The 21316-nt window shown below is 71.5% G+C and carries 16 protein-coding genes and 1 pseudogene; 9 read left to right on the forward strand and 8 right to left on the reverse strand.

Features of this window, described 5'->3' with window-relative positions; genetic code table 11:
- Positions 1-249, forward strand: a pseudogene (locus ACFVW8_RS04040) (histidine kinase); the annotation flags it as partial.
- Here ACFVW8_RS04040 and ACFVW8_RS04045 read toward each other — a convergent pair.
- Complete coding sequence (locus ACFVW8_RS04045; protein ID WP_389686002.1) at positions 227-658, reverse strand: Lrp/AsnC family transcriptional regulator; 432 nt, start codon at positions 656-658, stop codon at positions 227-229. The pseudogene ACFVW8_RS04040 and the gene ACFVW8_RS04045 overlap by 23 nt on opposite strands.
- A 112-nt stretch (positions 659-770) precedes the next feature.
- Between ACFVW8_RS04045 and ACFVW8_RS04050 the strand changes: the two genes are divergently transcribed.
- The gene (locus tag ACFVW8_RS04050) at positions 771-1976 is read left to right on the forward strand and encodes an MFS transporter (protein WP_389686003.1); all 1206 of its coding nucleotides are present in this window, start codon (positions 771-773) and stop codon (positions 1974-1976) included.
- Positions 1977-2041: 65 nt separating this feature from the next.
- Here ACFVW8_RS04050 and ACFVW8_RS04055 read toward each other — a convergent pair whose 3' ends face one another.
- Both ACFVW8_RS04055 and ACFVW8_RS04060 read right to left on the reverse strand, forming a co-directional pair.
- Entirely contained in the window at positions 2042-3841 is a 1800-nt protein-coding gene (locus tag ACFVW8_RS04055; RefSeq protein WP_389686004.1) for a ThuA domain-containing protein, read from the reverse strand.
- A 7-nt stretch (positions 3842-3848) separates the two neighbouring features.
- Positions 3849-6311, reverse strand: a complete 2463-nt coding sequence (locus ACFVW8_RS04060) for a PQQ-dependent sugar dehydrogenase (RefSeq protein WP_389686005.1) — start codon at positions 6309-6311, stop codon at positions 3849-3851.
- A 312-nt stretch (positions 6312-6623) separates the two neighbouring features.
- Between ACFVW8_RS04060 and ACFVW8_RS04065 the strand changes: the two genes are divergently transcribed.
- The 3 genes from ACFVW8_RS04065 to ACFVW8_RS04075 are packed head-to-tail and all read left to right on the forward strand — an operon-like array spanning position 6624 to position 10303.
- Positions 6624-8081: an acyl-CoA synthetase gene (locus tag ACFVW8_RS04065; protein ID WP_389686090.1), complete on the forward strand. Its 1458-nt coding sequence runs from the start codon at positions 6624-6626 to the stop codon at positions 8079-8081.
- Positions 8074-9465 (forward strand): carboxyl transferase domain-containing protein, encoded by a 1392-nt coding sequence (locus tag ACFVW8_RS04070; protein WP_389686006.1) that lies wholly within the window; start codon positions 8074-8076, stop codon positions 9463-9465. The genes ACFVW8_RS04065 and ACFVW8_RS04070 overlap by 8 nt, the downstream gene beginning before the upstream one ends.
- A gap of 40 nt (positions 9466-9505) precedes the next feature.
- On the forward strand, positions 9506-10303 hold the full coding sequence (locus ACFVW8_RS04075) for a VOC family protein (protein ID WP_389686007.1): 798 nt from the start codon (positions 9506-9508) through the stop codon (positions 10301-10303).
- Positions 10304-10322: 19 nt separating this feature from the next.
- Here the strand turns inward: ACFVW8_RS04075 and ACFVW8_RS04080 are convergent, their stop codons facing one another.
- A complete protein-coding gene (locus ACFVW8_RS04080) occupies positions 10323-11594 on the reverse strand; it encodes an MFS transporter (protein ID WP_389686008.1) in 1272 nt (423 codons plus the stop codon).
- 173 nt (positions 11595-11767) lie between these two features.
- On the opposite strand from ACFVW8_RS04080, the gene ACFVW8_RS04085 reads away from it, so the two are divergent.
- The 3 genes from ACFVW8_RS04085 (at position 11768) to ACFVW8_RS04095 (ending at position 15675) form a co-directional block, all read left to right on the forward strand.
- The gene (locus ACFVW8_RS04085) at positions 11768-13324 is read left to right on the forward strand and encodes a hypothetical protein (protein WP_389686009.1); all 1557 of its coding nucleotides are present in this window, start codon (positions 11768-11770) and stop codon (positions 13322-13324) included.
- Between the two features lie 220 nt (positions 13325-13544).
- Positions 13545-14564, forward strand: a complete 1020-nt coding sequence (locus ACFVW8_RS04090; RefSeq protein ID WP_389686010.1) for a glycoside hydrolase family 16 protein — start codon at positions 13545-13547, stop codon at positions 14562-14564.
- Positions 14565-15021: 457 nt separating this feature from the next.
- Complete coding sequence (locus tag ACFVW8_RS04095) at positions 15022-15675, forward strand: HAD-IA family hydrolase (protein WP_389686011.1); 654 nt, start codon at positions 15022-15024, stop codon at positions 15673-15675.
- Positions 15676-15914: 239 nt separating this feature from the next.
- On the opposite strand, the gene ACFVW8_RS04100 is transcribed toward ACFVW8_RS04095, so the two are convergent.
- Both ACFVW8_RS04100 and ACFVW8_RS04105 read right to left on the reverse strand, forming a co-directional pair.
- Complete coding sequence (locus tag ACFVW8_RS04100; protein ID WP_389686012.1) at positions 15915-16772, reverse strand: oxidoreductase; 858 nt, start codon at positions 16770-16772, stop codon at positions 15915-15917.
- Positions 16769-17041 (reverse strand): Atu4866 domain-containing protein, encoded by a 273-nt coding sequence (locus tag ACFVW8_RS04105; protein WP_389686013.1) that lies wholly within the window; start codon positions 17039-17041, stop codon positions 16769-16771. The genes ACFVW8_RS04100 and ACFVW8_RS04105 overlap by 4 nt, the downstream gene beginning before the upstream one ends.
- Before the next feature lie 128 nt (positions 17042-17169).
- Here ACFVW8_RS04105 and ACFVW8_RS04110 point away from each other — a divergent pair, with 128 nt between their 5' ends.
- On the forward strand, positions 17170-18012 hold the full coding sequence (locus tag ACFVW8_RS04110; RefSeq protein ID WP_389686014.1) for a helix-turn-helix transcriptional regulator: 843 nt from the start codon (positions 17170-17172) through the stop codon (positions 18010-18012).
- A gap of 114 nt (positions 18013-18126) precedes the next feature.
- Here the strand turns inward: ACFVW8_RS04110 and ACFVW8_RS04115 are convergent, their stop codons facing one another.
- Positions 18127-20529 carry an MFS transporter gene (locus tag ACFVW8_RS04115; RefSeq protein ID WP_389686015.1) on the reverse strand — a complete coding sequence of 801 codons (2403 nt, stop codon included), beginning with the start codon at positions 20527-20529 and terminating at the stop codon, positions 18127-18129.
- Positions 20530-20729: 200 nt separating this feature from the next.
- Complete coding sequence (locus ACFVW8_RS04120; RefSeq protein WP_389686016.1) at positions 20730-21239, reverse strand: MarR family winged helix-turn-helix transcriptional regulator; 510 nt, start codon at positions 21237-21239, stop codon at positions 20730-20732.
- Positions 21240-21316 lie beyond the last annotated feature (77 nt).

Here is a 21316-nt window from a genome sequence, read left to right on the forward strand (position 1 = left end):
TCGGTGCACTTCACCGGGGCGGTGGACGCGCTCGTGCGGGAGCCGGTGGGCGGGCAGCTGCTCGCCGCGCTGCGCGGTGCGCTGGCGGCGGCGCACCGACGGGACGGGGTGTCGGCGATCGACGTGGACATCGATGTGACGGCCGTGCTGCCCGACGGGCGGTCCGCGGTCCGGCTGACGGTGGGCGACGACGGGCGGGAGCCGGACGGATCGCGCCCGCCTGCCGTCATCTGGCAGGGGCCGCTCTGAGCGCGACCCGGGTGTTGGAGTGGGCGACGCCCGCCTCCCGCTTGAGTCTGCGCAGCAGCGCGTCAAGGGCCGCGGTGTCGGCTGCGGCGGCGCGTACGAGATAGTCGTGCCCGCCCGTCACATGCACCACTTCGGTGATTCCTGGCAGAGTCAGCACGGCCCGCTCGAAGACCTCGTTGGTGGTGTCCATCCGCAGGGTCACGTCGATGAAGACGACGAGGCCGGTCCGGGTGTCGGCGGCGGGGTCGATGATCACGGTGAAGCCGCGGATGACGCCGTCCCGGCGCAGCCGTCGCACCCGGTCGGCCGCCGCGTTGGCGCTGAGCCCCACCCGTTCCCCCAGGTCGCGGTATGAGATCCGCGCGTCCTCCTGAAGAACGCCGAGGATTTCCCTGTCCAGACGGTCCATATCGCGATTGTCCCAGGTTTCGGACATTTGCGACTTCGGGTGAGTGGTTCCGGGCCCCCCGGATGGAGCAGGCCGACGGGCTCGAGGGCCTCTTCCGCCCTTGACTGGCTGTGTGGATACAGCCGTCAAGCAGTCACCAGCGCCGGCCGCCACCGGCGCCGCCTACCGCAACCTCGTGATGGCCACGATCGGCTTCGCGCTCACCTTCTGGGCGTGGAATCTGATCGCGCCCATGTCCGGCGACTACAAGGACCGGCTCGGGCTGAGTTCGTTCCAGCAGTCGCTGCTGGTCGCCGTGCCGGTGCTGGTCGGTTCGCTGGGCCGGATCCCGGCCGGCGCGCTCACCGACAAGTACGGTGCGCGGGTGATGTTCCCGCTGGTCTCGGCGCTCACCATCGTGCCGGTGCTGCTGCTGATCCCGGCGAGGGACTCCTACGGCGCGATGCTGGCGGTGGGTTTCCTGCTGGGCCTGGGCGGTACGACGTTCGCGATCGGCATTCCACTGGTCAACTCGTGGTTCCCGCCCGCCGAACGGGGCCTCGCCCTCGGGGTGTTCGGCATGGGCATGGGCGGCGTGGCGCTGTCCGGTTACTTCACCCCGCGGATCGCCAAGCACGGCGACAACCTGCCCTTCCTCGTGGTCGCCGGGGCGCTCGTGGTGTACGCGGCGCTGGCGGCAGTGCTGGTCAACGACCGGCCGGGCCGGCAGGTGCCGACGGACACGCTGGCCCACCGGCTGGGTGCGGCGGGGCGGCTGCGGGTCACCTGGGAGCTGTCGGCGCTGTACGCGATCGGCTTCGGCGGCATCGTCGCGTTCGGCGTCTATCTGCCGACGTATCTGAAGACCTGGTACGACCTCTCACCGACCGACGCGGGTACGAAGGCCGCCGGATTCGCGCTGGTCACCGTGATCTTCCGGCCGATCGGCGGCTGGCTCTCGGACCGGATGCACCCGGCGCTGGTCTCCTCGGTGGCGCTCGGGGTGGCCGCCCTGATGGCCATCGTCCAGGCCTTCGACCCGAAGCTGATGCCCGGCGGCACGATCGCGCTGCTGATCATGGCGGCCGGTCTCGGCACCGCGAGCGGCAGTGTCTTCGCCCTGGTCTCGCAGGTGACGCCGCAGGCCAAGGTGGGCAGCGTCACCGGGATCGTCGGCGCGATGGGCGGGCTGGGCGGCTTCGTGCCGCCGCTGGTGATGGGCGCGATCTACAGCTCGAAGGGCTCCTACTCGATCGGCTTCATGCTGCTGTCCGACCTGGCGCTGGCGGGCTGTGTGTACGCGTACGGGCGGATGCGGACCATTCAGCGGGACGCCTGAGGCGGCTCCGGAAACGGAGGAACGGCAGCGTCCCCGCCGGGACGCTGCCGTTCGTCGTGGCCCGCTCAGTGTGCGTGGGCCTGTTCGCGCTGCTCTTCGAACTGTGCCGCCCAGTACGCCGTCCGGTCGAGGTAGGCCGTCTCGGCGGCTGCCCCCGTCTTTCCGTACGCCCCTTCGTACGTCTGGTAGCCGTGTCCGGCGGGCGGGGTGCTCGACGCGGGTTCGATCGGGCTGCCCTCGTGCCATTCGTTGAAGGAGGTGACGGAGACCCAGGTGGGTGATCCGCCGGTGTCCGGGTCCAGGGCGTTGCTCCATTCCAGGTCGTAGGCGGCGCCGTCGTCCCGGCCGAGGGTGGGTGTGGTGTTGCCGGGCACGGCCCGGTCGTCGATGTATCCGGGGGCCACCGAGGGCGCCCAGACCAGGCCGTTGGCCTTGGCGTACGCCCCCGCCTGCTGCCAGCCGGGGGCGGTGGCGCCGGCGATGCCGTCGTAGGTGTAGATCCCGCCGAAGTGCGCGACCTTGGTGGTGTCGGTGGTCTGGGCGAGGACGATGGCGCTGTCCCGCACGGCGTCCAGCGCCGACCAGTCCTGGATCTTCAGGCTCTCGAAGACGTAGAACGCGGGGCGGTTGCCGTGCTCCGCGTCCCGGTAGTAGGCGGGGCTGTCGCCGTACGTGCTGTTCAGATAGGCGATGTCGTCGACCACGGAGGCCGCGGTCCTGCCGCTGTACGGCTCGATGTGCCAGGCGACCTTGATCCCGTGCCGGGCTGCGGCATCCAGGACCTGCGGGGCGATGGAGTCCTCGTAGCCGCCCTGCCCCCACCAGCTGTAGACGATGACGCCCGCACCCGACTGCTCGATCCACTTCATGTGCTGCTCGACGGCCCCGGCGGTGTCACCGGAGTCGTACGGGCCGAGCTTCGGGTAGAGGTCTGCGCCGATGTCGTCCGGCGGGGTGTGGCCGCCCTGCTCCCAGTGGCGCCAGCTGCCGTTCGTCTCCGGGGTGCCGTACCAGGGGTAGTAGAAGAGGTGCACGTTCGAGGAGCTCTCCGCCGCGTCGCCGTCACCCGGGCCCGTGGCTCCGGAGCCGCAGTCGGCCTGCACCGCGCCGGTCGCGTACTGGATTCCGCCCAGCAGCAGTTGGCGGAAGTCCGGGTCGCTGTACGACTCGACGGTGTGGCCGAGGCCGGTGTAGAAGGACCGGCCCTGCTGCTGCGGGTGGCACCAGGTGATCGGGTGGTCGCCGCCCATCTCGCCGCCGGTGTAGCTGCTTTCGTCCAGGGTCTGGAGGACGTGGACGTCGGCGCGCGGGTTGGTGCGGTAGTTGTACAGCTCGTCGGTACGGATCCACTCGTCGTCCAGGTGCGCGGTCGCCGGGTGGGTGTGGTCCTCGGTGACGACCTTCGCCTCCTGGATCGCCGGGTGGCTCTTGAACCAGGCTCCGACGAGGTGCTCGTAGTCCGGCCAGTCGTACTCCGTGTCGGCGGCCGCGTGGACGCCGACGAATCCGCCGCCGCCGTCGACGAACGCCGTGAGCGCGTCCTGCTGGGCGGTGTCCAGGACGTCGCCCGTGGTGCTGAGGAAGACCACCGCCCCGTACCCGGCGAGATTCTCCGGGGTGAACGCGGCCGCGTCCTCGGTGGCCGTGACGTCGAAGCCGTTCGCCGCGCCCAGTTCCTGGATCGCGGTGATTCCGGCCGGGATGGAGTCGTGCCGGAATCCGGCGGTCTTCGAGAAGACCAGCACGTCCTCCGCAGCGGCCGGCGCGGCGGCGCCCGCCGGGGCCGGGGCCAGGAACGCGGCCCCGAGTACCAGGGCGGCGGCGCACGCGATATGGCGCAGACGTGCGGCCAGTTGGTGTCTCATGCGCCGGTCACCCCGCCGTCTCGAAGGTGAAGGAGTCGATGTCGAACAGATTCCCCTGGCCCGTGGGGCCCTTGAAGACGAGGAAGAGTTCGGTGGATCCGGCCGGTGCGTTGCTCACGTCCGCCGTGACATCGGTGAACGTCTCCCAGTCGCCGGTGGGTTCGACGGTCAGGGTGGAGAGCAGGGTGCCGGTGGCGGAACCCGCCCGCACCTCGATCGTGCCGCCGGGTCCCGCGGACGAGACCCTGGCCGAGACACCGGTGGCGTTGTCCAGGACGTACGGCTCGAAGGAGATCCAGTCGCCGTCGTCGGTGAAGCCGACGGTGGCGCCGCCCTCGGCCGTGCCGTGCTGGGCGGCCTCGACGCCGGACTGTGCCGCGAAGTGCTCAGCCTGCCGGTGCCGGGGCTGGAGGATGTCGGCGGTGTGCGTGGTCAGTCCGCCGGCGTCGGTGTACTCGGCGTCGAAGACTCCGTAGATGTTGGCGGCGCTGTCGTGCTCACCGTCCACGGGGACGTCGATGGTGCCCGAGCAGCCGTTCTTCGAGGTGATCTGGTGGCGGTGGCTGTCGTGGCCGAGCAGATAGGTGACCTTGACCTTCGAGCAGTCGACCGTGCCGTCCTCGGGGTCGGTGACGGTGACGGTGAAGGGCACGGAGTCGCCGAAGGAGAAGAGTTCGCCGTCGGCGGGCGTGGTCAGGGTGACGGTGGGGGCGGTGTTGCCGGCCGTGACGACGAGGCTGGCGGTACCGGTGAGCCCGTCGGGGTCGGTGACCGTGAGGGTCGGGTTGAAGGTCCCGGCGGTGGTGTAGGTGTGCTGCGGATTCGCCTCGGTGGAGGTGGCCCCGTCACCGAAGTCCCAGGAGTAGCTCAGCGCCCCGCCCTCGGGGTCCTCGCTGCCGTCCGCCGAGAAGGCGACGTCGAGCGGGGTGGGTCCTGAGGTGCGGTCGGCGGCGGCCTTGGCGACCGGGGAGCGGTTGCTGCCCGCGAGGTACTCGACGCGGTACAGCGCCTGGTTTCCGGAGCCGGTGCCGTAGTCCAGGACGTACAGCGCACCGTCCGGGCCGAACGCGGAGTCCATCACCTGGGTCCCGGTCCACGGGAAGGTGTCGATGGTGCCCGGTGAACCGTCCGCCTTCACCTCGATCGGCTTGATCCACTTGCGGCCGTACTCGGTGGCGAAGAAGCGGTCGTCGAGCGATTCGGGAAATTTCACGGCCGAGTCGAGGTCCGCGTCGTAGTGGTAGACGGGACCGGCCATCGGCGATTCGGAGCCGCTGCCGAACTCGGGCGGGGAGCCCGCGTCCCCCGCGTACCTGATCCAGGCGGGCTGCACGGCGGGCAGCGTCGCCTGACCGGTGTTGCGGAAGGAGTTGTTCGCCGGGCCCGAGGCGCAGTCGTACTTCGCACCGGAGGGACCGTCGGGGAAGGTGTACTCGTTGTACGTCTCCGAGGCGGTGTTGGTGCCCGTGCAGTAGGGCCAGCCGAAGTTGCCGGGGCCGGTGACACGGTCGAACTCCACCTGTCCGCTGGGGCCGCGGTCGGCGTCGGTGGTGCCGGCGTCGGGTCCGTAGTCGCCGATGTAGACGGTGCCGGTCGGCTTGTCGACGGACATCCGGAAGGGGTTGCGGAAGCCCATCGCGTAGATCTCCGGCCGGGTCTTCTCCGTGCCGGGGGCGAAGAGGTTGCCGTCCGGAACGGTGTAGCCGCCGTCCGCGGTCGGGGTGATCCGCAGCAGCTTGCCGCGCAGGTCGTTGGTGTTCCCGGAGGAGCGCTGGGCGTCGAACTGCGGGTTGCGTTCGGTGCGTTCGTCGAGCGGCGCGTAGCCGGCCGACTCGAACGGGTTGGTGTCGTCGCCGGTGGTCAGATAGAGGTTCCCGGCGGCGTCGAAGTCGATGTCACCGCCGACGTGGCAGCACTGGCCGCGGTCGTTGGCGACTTCGAGGAGCACCTTCTCGCTCGCGGTGTCCAGCGTGCCGTCGGCCTTCATCGTGAACCTGGAGAGGTTGAGGTGGCCCTTCCACGCCTCGAAGTCGGCGGCCGAGCCGGTCACCGGGGCGTCGCCGGCCGGAGTGTCCAGAACGGGTGAGTAATAGAGGTAGATGTAGCGGTTGTCCGCGAAGTCCGGGTCGGCCGCGACCCCTTGGAGCCCTTCCTCGTCGTGCGTGTAGACATCGAGCTCGGCTGCGGTCTTCGTCGTCCCGGAGGCGTCGGTGAGGCGGACCGTGCCGTCACGGGCGGTGTGCACGACGGACCGGTCGGGCAGGACGGCGAGGGACATGGCCTCGCCCAGTTCGTCCGCGCCGAGGGCGAGTTGGACCTGCTGGTAGTCGGCGGCCGGGATGTCGGCGGCCGCGTGGACCGCGGCGGGGGCAGCGGGCGCGGCTGCCGCGGTGCCTGCGGCGAGGCCGCCGGCGGCGACCAGGGTGAGGGCGGTGACGAGTCTGGACCACCGGGGTGGGGACAGGGGCATGAACGCTTCCTTCCTGACGGTGCGTGGGGTTGTCAGGCAAGGCGCTGTCGCGCTTTGCGACGTGCGTGTGCTGCCGGGTGAGTGGCGATGCGGACAGGTTCTTTCTTCTCTGCCGCGTCGAGATGCTCCGCCGGAGTGAACTTTTTGCATGCTGGCAACGCAAAATTAATATGTCAAGGTCGTATCCAAATCCCCTCCGGATGCCCCGTACAGCCATCTGCGCGCAGGGTCATGTGATGCCCTGGGGCGGAAGCGCTTCACCGTCGCGCGCCCGCCAGGGGTCACGGGACAGCCCTTAGAGTTCCGAGAGTGATGCCACTCTTCCCCGCACTTCAGGACACAGCCGGTCCGACGGCCACCCGCGAAGCCATTCGGTTCGGCGAACACTCCCTGTCCTACGCACAGTTGGCTGCTGCGGCCGATGCGCTCGCGGCCCGCGTGGCCGGCGCCGGCCGGGTCGCGGTCTGGGCCTCCCCCGCCCCGGAGACCGTCGTCGCGGTGGTCGCCGCGCTACGGGCGGGGGTGCCCGCCGTACCCCTCAACCCGAAGACCGGCGAACGGGAGCTGGCCCATATCGTCGCCGACAGCGCGCCCTCGGCGGTGCTGGCCGCGGCCGGTGACGAACTGCCGTCCGCGCTGGCCGCATTGGAGCGGGTGGACGTGGACACGGCCGCCTCACGGCCGGCCGGATCCGTCTTCGCCGAGCCCTCCGCCGAGTCGCCCGCCCTGATCGTGTACACCTCCGGCACCACCGGCCCGCCCAAGGGCGCGGTCCTGCCGCGCCGGGCCATCGCCGCCACGCTCGACGCGCTGGAGGACGCCTGGCAGTGGAGCGGCGATGACGTCCTCGTTCACGCACTGCCGCTGTTCCATGTGCACGGCCTGATCCTCGGGATCCTCGGCCCGCTGCGGCGGGGCGGTTCGGTACGCCATCTCGGCCGGTTCTCCACCGAGGGCGTGACCCGGGAGCTGGAGTCGGGCGGCACGATGCTGTTCGGCGTCCCGACGATGTACCACCGGATCGCGGAAGCGCTTGCCGACCCGGCCGCGTCCGGCGGGCTCGCGGACGCGCTCGCGGGCGCCCGGCTGCTGGTCTCGGGATCGGCCGCGCTGCCGGTCCACGACCACGAGCGGATCGCGGCGGCGACCGGCCGCCGGGTCATCGAGCGGTACGGCATGACGGAGACGCTCATGAACACGGGGGTGCGCGCCGACGGCGAACCGCGCCCCGGCACCGTCGGCGGCCCGCTGCGCGGCGTCGAACTCCGTCTCGTCGAGGAGGACGGCAGCGCGCTCGCCGACCCCGCCTCCATCGGCGAGATCCAGGTGCGCGGCCCGAATCTGTTCACCGGCTATCTCAACCGCCCCGACGCGACGGCCGCCGCGCTCACCGCCGACGGCTGGTTCCGCACCGGGGACATGGCCACCCTCGACCCCGACGGATATGTACGGATCGTCGGCCGCAAGGCCACCGACCTGATCAAGAGCGGCGGCTACAAGATCGGCGCCGGGGAGATCGAGAACGCACTCCTGGACCACCCGGGCGTCCGCGAGGCCGCCGTCACCGGCGAACCCGACCCGGATCTGGGCGAGCGGATCGTCGCCTGGGTGGTACCGGCCGACCCCGCGTCCCCGCCCCCGGCCGACGAACTCGCCGGTCATGTCGCGGCCCAGCTCTCCCCGCACAAGCGGCCGCGCACGGTCCGCTATCTGGACGCGCTGCCACGCAACGACCTGGGCAAGATCATGAAGCGGTCGCTCCATGGCTGACCGGATGACCGCCCGCGAGGCGATCGACGCCGTCACCGCCGACTTCACCGAATCCATCGCGCCGTGCGAGGACACCGCAGCCGACGGACCGCTCGGCTGGACGGGATACGCGGACGCCCGGGCGCGGGCCTCCGCACGCACCGGCGAACGGGAATCCGTCGTGCACGGGCTCGCCACCGTCGAAGGCCGCCCCTGTGTCCTGGTCTCGTTCGAGTTCGGCTTCCTCGGCGGCTCGCTCGGGCAGCGCACCGGGGACCGGCTGGAGGCGGCGTACGAGGAGGCTGTGAACCGCCGGCTCCCCCTCGTCTCGCTGATCGCGACGGGCGGCAGCCGGATGCAGGAGGGCATGATCGCGCTCACCCAGCTGCACCGGGTGGCCGGCGCGTCGGCGCGGCTGCGGGCGGCCGGTCCGGCGCAGCTCGCGGTGCTCCGCGATCCGACGACCGGCGGCGGCTGGGCGACCCTGGGCGCGGGCGCCGATGTGATCCTGGCGCTGCCCGGGGCGCAGGTCGGGTTCGCCGGCTCCCGGGTGCGGCCGCCCGGCGCCGACCCCACCGCGTACGTGGCCGAGGGCCAGCTGGCGGCCGGCCAGATCGACGCGATCGTCCCGCCGGAGGAGCTGGCCGCCACCCTGGGCCACTGGCTGGGGGCGCTCGCCCACCGGGACACCGTGCCCGCACCCGCCCCGGTCCCCGCCGCTCTCTCCGCGACCGGGCTGCCCAGAACCGGCTGGGACGCCGTGCTCCGGGCCCGGTCCGCGGACCGGCCGCGCGCCGAGGCGTATCTGGAGGCCTACTTCGGCACCCGGCTCCCGGTGCACGGGGACCGCTGCGGGGGCACGGACCCCGGGCTGCTCTGCGGGTTCGGACTGCGCGAGGGGCGGCCCATCGCGTACGTCGCCCAGTGCGGCACCCCGACCCGCCCGGCCGGCTACCGCACGGCGGCCCGGGTGATCAGGCTGGCGGACCGGCTCGGCGTCCCGGTCCTCACCCTGGTCGACACCCCGGGCGCGGCCAACGACGCCGAGGCCGAGCGGTCCGGGGCGGGCGCGGCCATCGCCGAGGCCTTCGCAGCGATCGCGGCCGCCCGGGTGCCCGTCACGACCCTGGTGATCGGCGAGGGCGGTTCGGGCGGCGCGCTGGCCCTGGCCGCGCCGGGCAACACCCATGTCACCGCCGACAGCTACTTCTCGGTCATCGCCCCCGAGCTCGCCGCGGCGATCCTGAAACGCTCCCCCGGCCAGGTGCGGGCCACGGCGGACCAGCTGCGGCTGCGCCCGCAGGACCTGGTGGACCTGGGAGTCGCCCGTTCCGTCGTGCGGAGCGATCCCGCGGACGCCGGCACGGATTCGGCGCGCACAGGAAGCAATGGGTCGATAGCGTAAATGGAGGGGCACATCACCGAGTGAAGAGAGAGGCCGGGGCATGGCCGCAGAATCAGTAGGCACTCCGTGCTGGGCCGATGCGACGTTCGGCGACATCGAGGGCGCCAAGCGCTTCTACGGTGAGCTGCTGGGCTGGAGCTACGGCGACTCGCTGCCCGAGTTCGGCAACTACACCCAGGCCTATGTGGACGGCAAGGCGGTGGCCGCGCTGATGCCGCCCGTTCCCGGCCAGGAGGTACCGGCCGCCTGGACCCTCTATCTCGCCTCGCCGGACGCGGCGGCCACCGTCGCGAAGATCCGCGAGCACGGCGGCGAGGTGCTGGTGGAGCCCATGCAGGTCGGGGAGTTCGGGACGATGGTGCTGGCCCGCGCCCCGGGCGGGGCCGCCTTCGGGGTGTGGCAGGCGGGCAGCCACGAGGGGTTCGGCGCGCGCAACGTGCCGGGCGCCTACAGCTGGGCGGAGATCTTCACCCGGGAGCCGGAGAAGGCGGACGCCTTCTTCCCGGCCGTCTTCGGGTACGGGGTGAAGCGCCTGGAGGACGACGCGATCGACTTCACGCTCTACGACCTGGGCGCGGACCCGGTGCTCGGCCGGATGAAGATGACGGAGGACTTCCCGCCGGAGGTGCCGGCGCATCTGAACGTGTACTTCACCGTCGGTGACTGCGACGCTGCCGTGGAGAAGGCGAAGGCCCTCGGGGCGCAGCTCCGGTTCGGCCCGCTGACCATCCCGTTCGGCCGGTTCGCGGCCCTGACCGACCCGCAGGGCGCGCCGTTCTCACTGATCGACAACGCGACCACCGGGGGCGAGATGCCGAACGTGTCGGTCGTCTCCTGACCCGGCCACGACTCGTCCCTCACGCCGCGGGGTCGCGGGCGTCGTAGCGCGCGAACCGGGGCCAGCGCAGCGCGAGCAGCGCCACCGCGACCACGCAGGCGATGCCGCCTCCGGTCACGGCCACACCGGGCGAGACCAGGTCGGAGACCGATCCGGCCATGAAGTCGCCGAGCCGTGGGCCGCCCGCCACGACGACGATGAACACACCCTGGAGCCGCCCGCGCATCTCGTCCGGCACGGCGGCCTGGAGCATGGTGTTGCGGAAGACCATCGAGGTGGTGTCGGCCGCCCCCGCGAGCGCCAGGAAGATCAGCCCGAGCCAGAGCTGCCGGGTGAGTCCGAAGACGGCGATGGCGGTGCCCCAGCTCGCGACCGCGAAAAGCACGGCGAGCCCGTGCCGCCGGATCCGCCCCAGCCAGCCGGAGAACACCCCGCCCAACAGGGCGCCCAGCGCCGGGGCGGCGACCAGCAGCCCGGTGGTCTTGGCGTCGCCCCCGTACCAGACCACCGCGACGACGGGGAAGAGCGCCCGGGGGTGGGCCAGCACCATGGCGCACATGTCGGTGAAGAAGGTCATCCGCAGATTGGGCCGGGTGCCCAGGAAGCGCAGCCCGTCCATGACGGAGGCGCGCTTGCCGCTCACGGCCGAGCTCTCGCTCCGGTCCGGCAGCATGGAGGGCAGCCGCCACATCGCGTACAGGGAGGCGGTGAAGGTGACGGCGTCGACCCCGTAGGCGGCCCGGTAGCCCCACCAGCCGACGATGAGCCCACCGACCATCGGGCCGACGAGCGCGCCCGTGGTGCTGGTCATGGAATTGAGCGCATTGGCGGCGGGCAGCTGTTCGGCCGGCAGCAGCCGGGCGATCATCGAGCTGCGGGCCGGCGAGTTGAGTGCGAAGCAGACGGCCTGGAGCGCGACCACCCCGTACAGCAGCCCCACCCGCTCGACCCCGGCGACGGTGACCGCCACCAGTGCGACGGAGAGCACGAACGACCCGAAGGCGCTGGCCAGTCCCAGCTTGCGCCGGTCGAGGGTGTCGGCGACGGCACCGCCGTACAGCCCGAAGACGACCAGGGGCACGAGCGAGCAGAATCCGATCAGCCCGACGGAGAAGGCCGAGCCGGTGAGGTCGTACACCTGGAGCGAGACGGCGAGTGCCGTCATTCCCTGCCCGACCCACGAGACCGTGTTCCCGAACCAGAGCCGCCGGTAGTCGGGGGAGGTCCGCAGCGGGGTCAGGTCGGCGAATATTCGGGTGCGGGGTACATCTGGTTCGGTCGTTTCGGTCACAGCGGATGGTAGCCAGAGAGCGGACCGGCCTTTTCCGGGGCCCTGGAAACACGTGCGGATGCCCCCGCCTCTTCGGTAACAGCGTTCACGCGACTCATTGACAGCACCCCTGGGCCAGGGAACCATCCACCTCCTGAAGGCGAGTGACAACGTTGTCCAATGTCGGAGGCTTCATGGGTTCGCATGAGCAGCAGAGTGGGCTGTCGCGACGACAGCTGATCCGGGCAGGCACCGTGGCAGGGCTGGCCGCGGCAGGAGCGGCCGTCGGTTCGCCCGGTTACGCGGCGCCCCGGCGCGCAGCGGGCGGGCGGCCCGCCATCGAGTTCGGTGGCGGCCTGGACGCGCTGCTGGGCGGCGCCTACCGGTCGGCACTGACAAATCTGCTGGACATCAACACCGTGCCCTACGACCCGGATCTGTACAACCAGACCGGTCTGATGACGGACTCCCCCGGCACGTTCATCCGGGCCGGCGGGGGCTACGAGCAGCCGTGGACCCGGGACGCGTCGGTCAACTCGTGGAACGCCGCAAGCCTGTTGTCGCCCGAGGTCGCCCGCAACACGCTGTGGGCGGTGTGCCGGCGGCAGGACGACGGCACGCTGATCGTCCAGCAGGACAACCAGTGGTGGGACCAGATCGTGTGGGCGGTCGCCGCCCGGCAGCACTGTCTGACCACCGGTGACCGGGAGTTCCTCACCGACGCCTACCAGGCCGCCGCCAACACGCTGCGCGCCGACCGGTCCCAGCACTTCAACGAGAAGTACGGACTGTTCGAGGGCCCGGCATTCCTGCAGGACGGCATCGCCGGCTATCCCAGTCCGCCGTACGACCCCGGCAACACCTCGTCGTTCGTGCTGGACCACCCCGGCACGGACAGGATGATGTGCCTGTCCACCAACTGCCTCTTCCACGCGGGATATCTGGCCTGCGCCGAGATGGCGGACGAGACCGGTGACCGGCGTGCGGCGGCCGGCTTCCGGGGGGCTGCCGCACGACTGCGTAGCGCGATCAACACGCACCTGAGACGGCCCGGCGCCGGGGGCTACGGCTACTTCATCCACGGCACGGGCGAGCACGCCGGCCGGCTGGAGACGTACCAGGAGACCAACGGGCTCGCGTTCGCCGTGCTGTGCGGGGTGGCGTCACGGCAACAGGTGCGCGCGCTGCTCGGCGGCACCCGTCACGAACCGCACGGTGTCGTGAACGTATGGCCGCACTTCTCCCGCTTCGACGACGCGCATCCCGGCCGGCACAACGTGAGCGTATGGCCGATGACGGTCGGCATGTGGGGGCACGCGGCCGCGGTCGGCGGCCGCATCGACCTGCTGGCGCAGGCGGTCACCGACATCGCCGGCCTGGAGCACCGCGACGGCCACTTCTGGGAGATCCACAACGCCCGCACCGGTGCGGTGGACGGAGGCTGGCAGAACGGCCGGCAGTGGGGTTCGGAGCCGGACCAGACCTGGTCGGCCACCGGCTACCTGCGGCTGATCCACCAGGGCGTGTTCGGCATCGGCTACCAGCGGGACGGTCTGCGGTTCACCCCGAGTCTGCCGCCGGGCTGGGGCCCTGTGACGTTGCACGGCCTGCCCTACCGCAAGGCGGAGCTCGACATCACCCTCACCGGCGCCGGCCACCGCGTCGTGTCGTCCACGCTTGACGGCCGTCGCCTCGCCACCGTGCCGGCGGAGCTGGAGGGACGGCACCGGGTGCACATCGAACTCGCCTGAGTTCACCGCGACTTGAACACACTTCGCCCGCTTACGGCTCCCACGGCACCCGGAGCTGAAGCCTGCGCACCAACTGACCCGCCCTGAAGCCGAGTTACCTTCACGAAGTGAACGCAGCAAGCACCTTGACGGGGTCAGTCACCGTGCCTGACAGTCGTGCACAAGCCGGTTGAGAGCGCTCTCAACCGCCTGTCCCCCCACCCCACGAAAGCAGCCCCCCATGAACAGGATCGCTTTCTTCGGCACATCTCCAGGCATCTCTCCCGGCCCAGGACACCGCACCCGACGGCGTCTGCCGGTCGCGCTCGCCGCACTCGCACTCTGTCTGCCACTGGCCGGCCTCGTCGGTCCGGCGGCTCCCGCCGGACTCTCCGGCACCGCCGCGGCCGCGGAACCGGCCGCCCAGGCCCCCTCAGCCGCCGACGAGTGGACCACGATGTTCAGGGACGACTTCGACGGCGCGAACGGAACGGGCCTCAACACCGCCGACTGGCTCTACGACATCGGCACCAGCTATCCCGGCGGCGCCGCCAACTGGGGCACCGGCGAGATCGAGACATCCACGGACTCGACGGACAACGTCTACCAGGACGGCTCGGGCCACATGGTGATCAAGCCCATACGGGACGCCTCGGGGCACTGGACGTCAGGCCGGGTGGAGACCCAACGCACCGACTTCGCCGCACCCGCAGGCGGACAGATGCGCCTCAGCGCCTCCCTGCAACAGCCCAACCCGGAGAGCGGGCTCGGCTACTGGCCGGCCTTCTGGGCGATGGGCGCCGACGCCCGCCCGGCCGGGGCCACCAACTGGCCCAGCATCGGCGAGCTGGACATCATGGAGGACGTCAACGCACTCAGCCAGCACTCCACCACCTTCCACTGCGGCGAGTGGGCCGGCGAGTGCCACGATCCTGACGGGATCAGCAGTGGGCTGCAGGCCTGCGACGGCTGCCAGACCGGCTACCACACGTACTCGGTGATCGTCGACCGCCGGGACCCGGCGGCCGAGCAGCTGCGCTTCTACCTGGACGACGTCCAGACCTTCGCGGTGAACCAGAACGAGGTGTCCGACGCGACCTGGAAGGCCGCGGTCGACCACGGGTACTTCGCCATCTTCGACGTGGCGATCGGCGGTTCGTATCCGGACAAGGTCTGCGGCTGCACCTCCCCCGGGGCCGACATCAGCTCCGGCGCGGGGATGAGCGTGGACTGGTTCTCGGCTGAGGTGAGCGAGTCCTGACCCATGGAGCACTGCCGGGGGCCGGAGCGCGGGATGCCTCGCGCTCCGCGCCTCCCGGCTGCTGCGCCACGCCCCTGCCCCTCGGATCGGGCAGGTCTCCTTGGTCTCGCCCGCGCTCGCCCGCCCCGGCCACCGCACCGCGGCGGCCCGACTCGGGGTCAGCGGGACGGCGGTGCTGATGACGGCGGTGCACAGCGTGCGTGCCGACGTCACGGCCAAGACGCCGTGCCGCTCGAACTCATCGCGTCCAAGCGCGGGTTTCCCGAACTGCGCGGCCTGTAGGAATCGCTCTCGGCCGCTGCGTCACGCTGGTCCGGTCGCGGAATTCGGCCTTTTCCGACGTGGTTCGCGAGACGGGACGCGCGGCGCTGGCCGCCTGCCGTCGGGCCGTGTGCGATCCGGTGGCGCCGGCCGACACTGCTTGAGCCCGCCGAGCCGCTTCTGAGAGCATGCGCGGGTGACGACTGCTGCCGTGCTCTTCGACGTGGACGGGGTACTGCTGGACTCCGCAGCCGCCCATCGCCGGGTGTGGGACGCCTGGTCCGTTGGACGGGGCCTCGATCGCGAAGCGGTCTGGCAGCTGACTTTCGGGCGCCGTCCGGAGGACACCGTGCGGGATGCCGCCCCGCACCTCGATCCGGCCGGCGAACGGCAGGTCCTGGACCGGCTGCTGCACCAGGCGGGCGACTTCCCTCCCGTCGAGGGGGCCGGCGCCCTGCTGTCGGCGCTGCCCGACGACCGCTGGGCCATCGTCACCTCCGGCGACCGGGAGTCCGTGCACCTGCGGTTCGCCGCGGCCGGCCTCCCCCTGCCTCGCGTGCAGGTCTTCGCCGCCGACGTCAAGGCGGGCAAACCCGCCCCGGACGGCTTCGTCCTGGCCGCCGCCCGCCTGGGAACCGCGCCGTCCCGATGCCTGGTCGTGGAGGACGCCCCCGCCGGGGTCCGGGCCGGCAAGGCGGCTGGTTGCACCGTCGTGGGACTGACGACCACACACGCGCGACGTGCTCTGCACGAGGCGGACGTGTGTGTGGAAACCCTGGCGGGTGTGCGACGGCTGCTCGCTTCGCACGGGCTGCTCGACGCCCCCGCGACGGAGCGGAACCGGGGATAGCCGGCCAGTCTGCCCACCACGGCATCCGCCGCGGTGAGCAGATCGGCGGTGTGCGTGGAGTGCGGCGCCTCCCTCGGCGGGCGTCGGACCATTCCCGTTGGGCCATTACCCAGCGCTCCCACGGAGACGTCGCACAGAACACCAGGTCAAGGCCGCACAAGGTTCGCCTTGACCACACGAGGCCTCACGTTCGCCGCCCACGGCAGGCAGTCACTTTCCGCAGACGGTACGGAGTCCTGTCATCCCTTCCCGTCGATCTGCGGAAAGTCGGTGGAGAGACTGACGTCCTCCCACGCGTCGAGGTCGTGGCCGACGGCCGCACGTCCGGCGCGGACCACGCGCAGGGCGTCGGAGCCCAGGACCAGGTGAGCGGGCGGATCGGGTGTGTCCAGGACACGCAGGAGCGCGGCGGCGGCGCGGGCCGGGTCGCCGAGCTGTCGTCCGTCGGCCTTCTGCCGGGCGGCGCGGATGGGTTCGAAGAGGTCGTCGTAGTCGGAGACGGTGCGCGGTGCGCGGATCATCGAGCGTCCGGCCCAGTCGGTACGGAAGGAGCCCGGCTCGACGGCGGTGACGTGAATGTTGAAGGCGGCGACTTCCTTGCCGATGGCTTCGAGGATGCCTTCGAGTGCGAATTTGCTGCCGCAGTAGGCGGAGACGCCGGGGAAGCCGGCCAGGCCGCCCATGGAGGTGACGGCCAGGATGTGCCCGCGGCGCCGTTGACGCATGGAGGGCAGGACGGCCTGGATGGTGGCTGCGGCGCCGAAGACATTGACGTCGAACTGGGCGCGCAGAGCGGCCATGGAGGTTTCCTCGAAGGTCCCCTCCAGGCCGTAGCCGGCGTTCGCTATCAGCACGTCGACGGGGCCGATGGCCTCCTCCACCTCGCCCGTCACGACGAGCACGGCTTCGTCGTCGGTCACGTCGAGGATGCGGGCGTGAGCGCGTTCCGGGTGGAGTGCGGTGAAGGCCGCCGCGTCGGCGGCGTTGCGGACGGTGCCGGCGACCGTGTGGCCGGCCTCCAGCGCGGCGGCGGCGAAGGCGCGCCCGAGGCCGCCGCTGACTCCGGTGATCAGAAAGGTCCTGGGGGTGTGAGTCACGGCTGCTCCTGCTTGTACAGGACGAGGTGCTCATGGAGGAGCACCCCGTCGTGGATGTCGCCGGTGGCGGTGAAGCCGGTGTCGTCGACGTAGTCGAGATGGCTGCCGGTCACCGTGTAGCGGCCGGTGTAGGCGCTGGGACGGGTGCCGCGGGCCTCGTCGTAGCGGCCGTCGGCCCGCAGTTCCTGGCGGATGTGTCCGTCGGCGGTGACCCACATACCGACCGCGTCGGCCCGCTCACCGGCCGATGATTCCGACTGCTGGTTCATCACGCTCCCCTTCACCGGCAGGTGTCTTCGGGCAAGACTGCGCCGCGGCGGAAGCGGGAACCAGGACAGGCTGTGCCGGGGTACGGCGCACCCAGGCACAGCGCCGGGGGGCGTCATAGCCTGGACAAGTGACCAGCAACGATCTCGGAGATTTCCTCCGCGCCCACCGCGGCCGCCTGCAGCCCGGTGACGTCGGCCTCGCCTCCTACGGGGCACGCCGGGTGGCGGGGCTGCGGCGGGAGGAGGTCGCCGTCCTGGCCGGAATGAACAGCGACTACTACGCCCGGCTGGAACAGGGCCGCGAGCGCAGCCCCTCCCCGCAGATCCTCGACGCGATCAGCGGCGCCCTGCGCATGGACGACGCGGCGCGCGAGCACCTGTACCGGCTGGCGGGCGCGGTACGGGACGACAACCGGGACCTGCCGAGGGAAGCGGTCGGCACACCGCTGAAGCAGCTCCTCGACGGCTACACGAACGCCCCCGCGTTCGTGCTGAACCCGGCGAAGGACTTCCTGGCGGCCAACGCCCTGGCCGAAGCGCTGTTCTCCCCGTTCGAAGCAGTGGACAACCTGGCCCGCATGACGTTCCTCGACCCGGCGGCACGGGGGTTCTTCACACGCTGGGACAGAGCGGCCGAGGCGGTTGTCGCCGGGCTGCGCCACGCCACGGGCCTCGGCCCCCACTACCCGCGTCTGTACGAGCTGATCGACTCCCTGACCGGGGCGAGCGAGGACTTCGCCGCACTCTGGGCGTCACACACCGTCTACGGAAAGACGCAGGACGCCAAGGAACTCGACCATCCCGACGTCGGGCCGCTCTCGCTCACCTACCAGTCCTTCGATGTCCGCGGAGCGCCGGGACAGCTGCTGGTGATCTACCACGCCGAACCGGAAAGCGCCGACGCCCAGGCACTCGCCCTGCTCGGAAGCCTGCACGCCACCCGCCGCGGGCGGTCCGCCGGGGATCGGTAGTCCCGGACCGCACGACCGCACACGGCGACCGTGGGCCCCATGAGTGCCCGGTGGTGACGGCCGACGCGATGCCGCGTCGCGGCAGGCACGCGGAGGCCGCCACGCAGGAGGAGCTCAGAACGCCGGGTGGGACAGCTCGATGTCGACGTCTTCGACACCGGAGCCCGTCACGCGCAACGCGGTGGCGACGGCCGGGTAGCCGCTGGCGACGACAGAGTACTCACCGGCGTCCAGGTCGGCGAAGGCGTACACGCCGTCCGCGCTGGTGGTGGCCGTCGCGGCGACGTTGCCCGCCGCGTCGAGGAGCGTGACGCGGGCGTCCGGCAGCGGGCGTCGGCCGGTGCCGGCCCGCACCGCTCCCTGGAGCCGGGCGCCCGCGGCGAGGGCGATCTCCACCCGGCCGGAGCCGCTCTCGCCGACCGTGAAAGCAACCGCGGCCGGCCGGTGCCCCGCCGCGTTCACCGCGACCGTGTACTCGCCGAGGGACAGCCCGCCAAAGGTGAACTCCCCGTCGGCTCCGGTCTGTCCGGTGCCGAGCACCTCGCCGCGCACATCGGCCACGATCACCGTGGCGGCGGCGACCGGCAGCCCGTCGGCGCCGCTGACGACCCCGCTCAGGCCCGGCCCGGCGGAGAGCAGGATGTCGTACGCGAGCGGCTCGTCACCGACGTCGACGGTGGCCGCCTGCGGCTGGTGCCCGTCGGCTGCGGCGATCAGCACATAGGTGCCGGCACCGGGCACGGCGAGTTCGTAGCCGCCGTCGGAACGGGCCACGATCCGGTCCAGTTGGCGCCCCGCCAGGGAAATCAGCGTGACCGTGGGGCGGGGGGCGCTGATGGAGCTGCGGATGTACCCGTGGAGGGCGGGGCCGGGCCGGACGGTTGCCTGACCGGCCCGGTCCGTATGCGGCTCGCGGACCGCTTCCGAGGCGGGCGCCGGGGACGGCTCCGAGGTGGCCGCCGGTGCGGCCGGTGTCGCCGTCCGCGTGCGGCGGAAGCCGATCAGGGTGGCCGTTGCGATCAGGGCCACCAGCATCCCGACCGCGCCGACGGTCATGCAGACGTGGACGGCGTCGGTGAAGCTCGCGCCGATCGCGCCGAGCGCGGGACCGGTCGCCTCGGGGGCGAGCCCGAGGTGGCCCGCGGCGCCCACGCCGCCCTTCGCGAGTGCGTCGCCCACCCGCTGCTGGTCGGCGACGGACAGTCCGGACTCCGCCAGGTGCCCGGGCAGTGCGGAGGTCAGCCGGCTGGTGAGTACGGCACCGAGGACGGCGGGGCCGAGCGCGCCGCCGAGCTGGCGCAGGGTGTTGTTGCCCGCACCCGCCATGCCCGCCAGATGGTGCGGGACGCTGCCGACGGCGACCGCGCTGATCGGCGTCATCACGAAGCCCATACCGAGGCCGAACAGGGCGAGCGGGCCGGCCATCGCGCCGAACCCGGAGTCGGTCTCCAGGCCGGTCAGCCACAGCATGGCGCCGCCGACCCCGAGCAGGCCGACGCTCAGCAGTACGCCGGGCGCGACCTTGCCCATCAGACGGCCGACCAACGGGCCGGTGAGGACGGAGACGCCGTTGAAGACCAGCATCCGCCAGGCGATGTCGAGGACGGAGAGCTGCTGGACGCTGCCGAAGAAGAGGCTGAGGGTGAAGACGGACCCGATCATCCCGAACATGACGACCGCGTTGACGACGCCCGCGCCGGTGAAGGGACGTACCGCGAACAGCTTCAGGGAGAGCATCGGCGAGGCGGAGCGCAGTTCGGCGACGATGAAGGCGATCAGCCCGAGCGCGGCGGCGGCGAACGCGACGACGACCTTGGTCTGCCCCCAGCCGCCGGCCCCGCCGCCCTCGATCACTCCGTAGATCAGGCCGATGATGAAGACGATCGCGGCGATCTGGCCGGGGACATCGATGGCGCGGCCGTGCGCGGAACGCGAGTCCTCCAGCATCCGCACGGCCACCAGGCCGGTGACGGCGGTGATGACGGCGGCCGGCAGGAAGATCCAGCGCCAGCCGGCGTGCTCCAGGATGACGCCGCTGATCAGCGGGCCGAGGGCCATGCCGATGCTCAGGGACGCGGCCCAGGCGCCAATGGCCTTGGCACGGGCACGGAAGTCCGGGTAGGCGTGGCTGATCAGGGCGAGCGTGGAGGAGGCGAGAGCCGCAGCACCCGCGCCGGCGACGGCCTGGCCTGCCCAGACCTGCGGGACGCTGTGCGCGGTCAGGGAGATCACCGAACCGGCGGCGAACAGGACCATGCCCGCGAGGTAGGCCTTCTTGCGGCCGTACAGGTCACCGATCAGACCGAAGGTGAGGATCAGCGCGGCCATCGGCAGGATGAACGCGTCGGAGACCCACTGCAGGTCGGACGTGGAGGCGTCGAGCCCCTGCTGGATACGCGACAGGGACACGGAGACGCTGCCGATGGGCACGTAGGCGGCGAACATCCCGAGACACGCCAGCACGGTGGTCAGTACCGGGCGCTGGACGGCGCGGTGGGGTGCGGATATCGCGGTCATGGGTGAGACGGACCTCCTGATCGAACGCGGCGACCAAGTTATCAGTTGCCTGTCATAGTCCCAAACGGCTGAGACAGACACCTGTGCGGGCTCTCCGGTCACGGGAGAACGGCAGCGGTCGTTCGCTTCACGGGTTCGCCTGCCGCGGACGGCGGCCGTCCGTCAAGGATCCGGCCGGGTGGCCTGGTGGCGGAACGGTGTCAGCCGGCGCCGGGCGGGTCGGGCCACATGCGGGCCACCGGGGAGTCGGGGCCGTCGAGAGCGATGGCAATACGACGCATGCCGAGCGTCAGCCGGTCCAGCTCCTCGATCCCGCCGACCACGTCGGAGAGCCGTTCCACGACCGCTTCGACGAGCCGCCGCCCCTCGGCCATGCCCCGCAGCCCGGCCTCGGTCGGCTCGACCAGCACGACCTTCCTGTGCACGGGGTGCGGATGCCGCTCGATCCACCCGATCCGCTCCAGATGCGCGAGTGCCGTCGTCACACTCTGCGGAGTGATGTTCTGCCCGCGAGCCAGATCCGCCCCGGACAGCGGCCCGTGCTGGTCGAGAGTCATCACGATCCCGAGCTGCGTCATCGTGACGCCAAGGGGGCGCAGTTGTTCGTTCAGGGCACGGCCCACGGAGTTGTTCGCCCGCCACATCGAGTGGCTGAACGTCTGGTTCCACGACGTGCCGGAGGCAGAACCCTCCGGGCGACGGCTCGGCATCTTCGGCTCCCTGCGGACAAACGGCTCCCATCGTAACGGCAGGGGGCGGGCCAGCCGGTCTGCGGTACGGGCTCCGA

The organism is Streptomyces sp. NPDC058221, assembly GCF_042882365.1.
Taxonomy (GTDB): domain Bacteria; phylum Actinomycetota; class Actinomycetes; order Streptomycetales; family Streptomycetaceae; genus Streptomyces.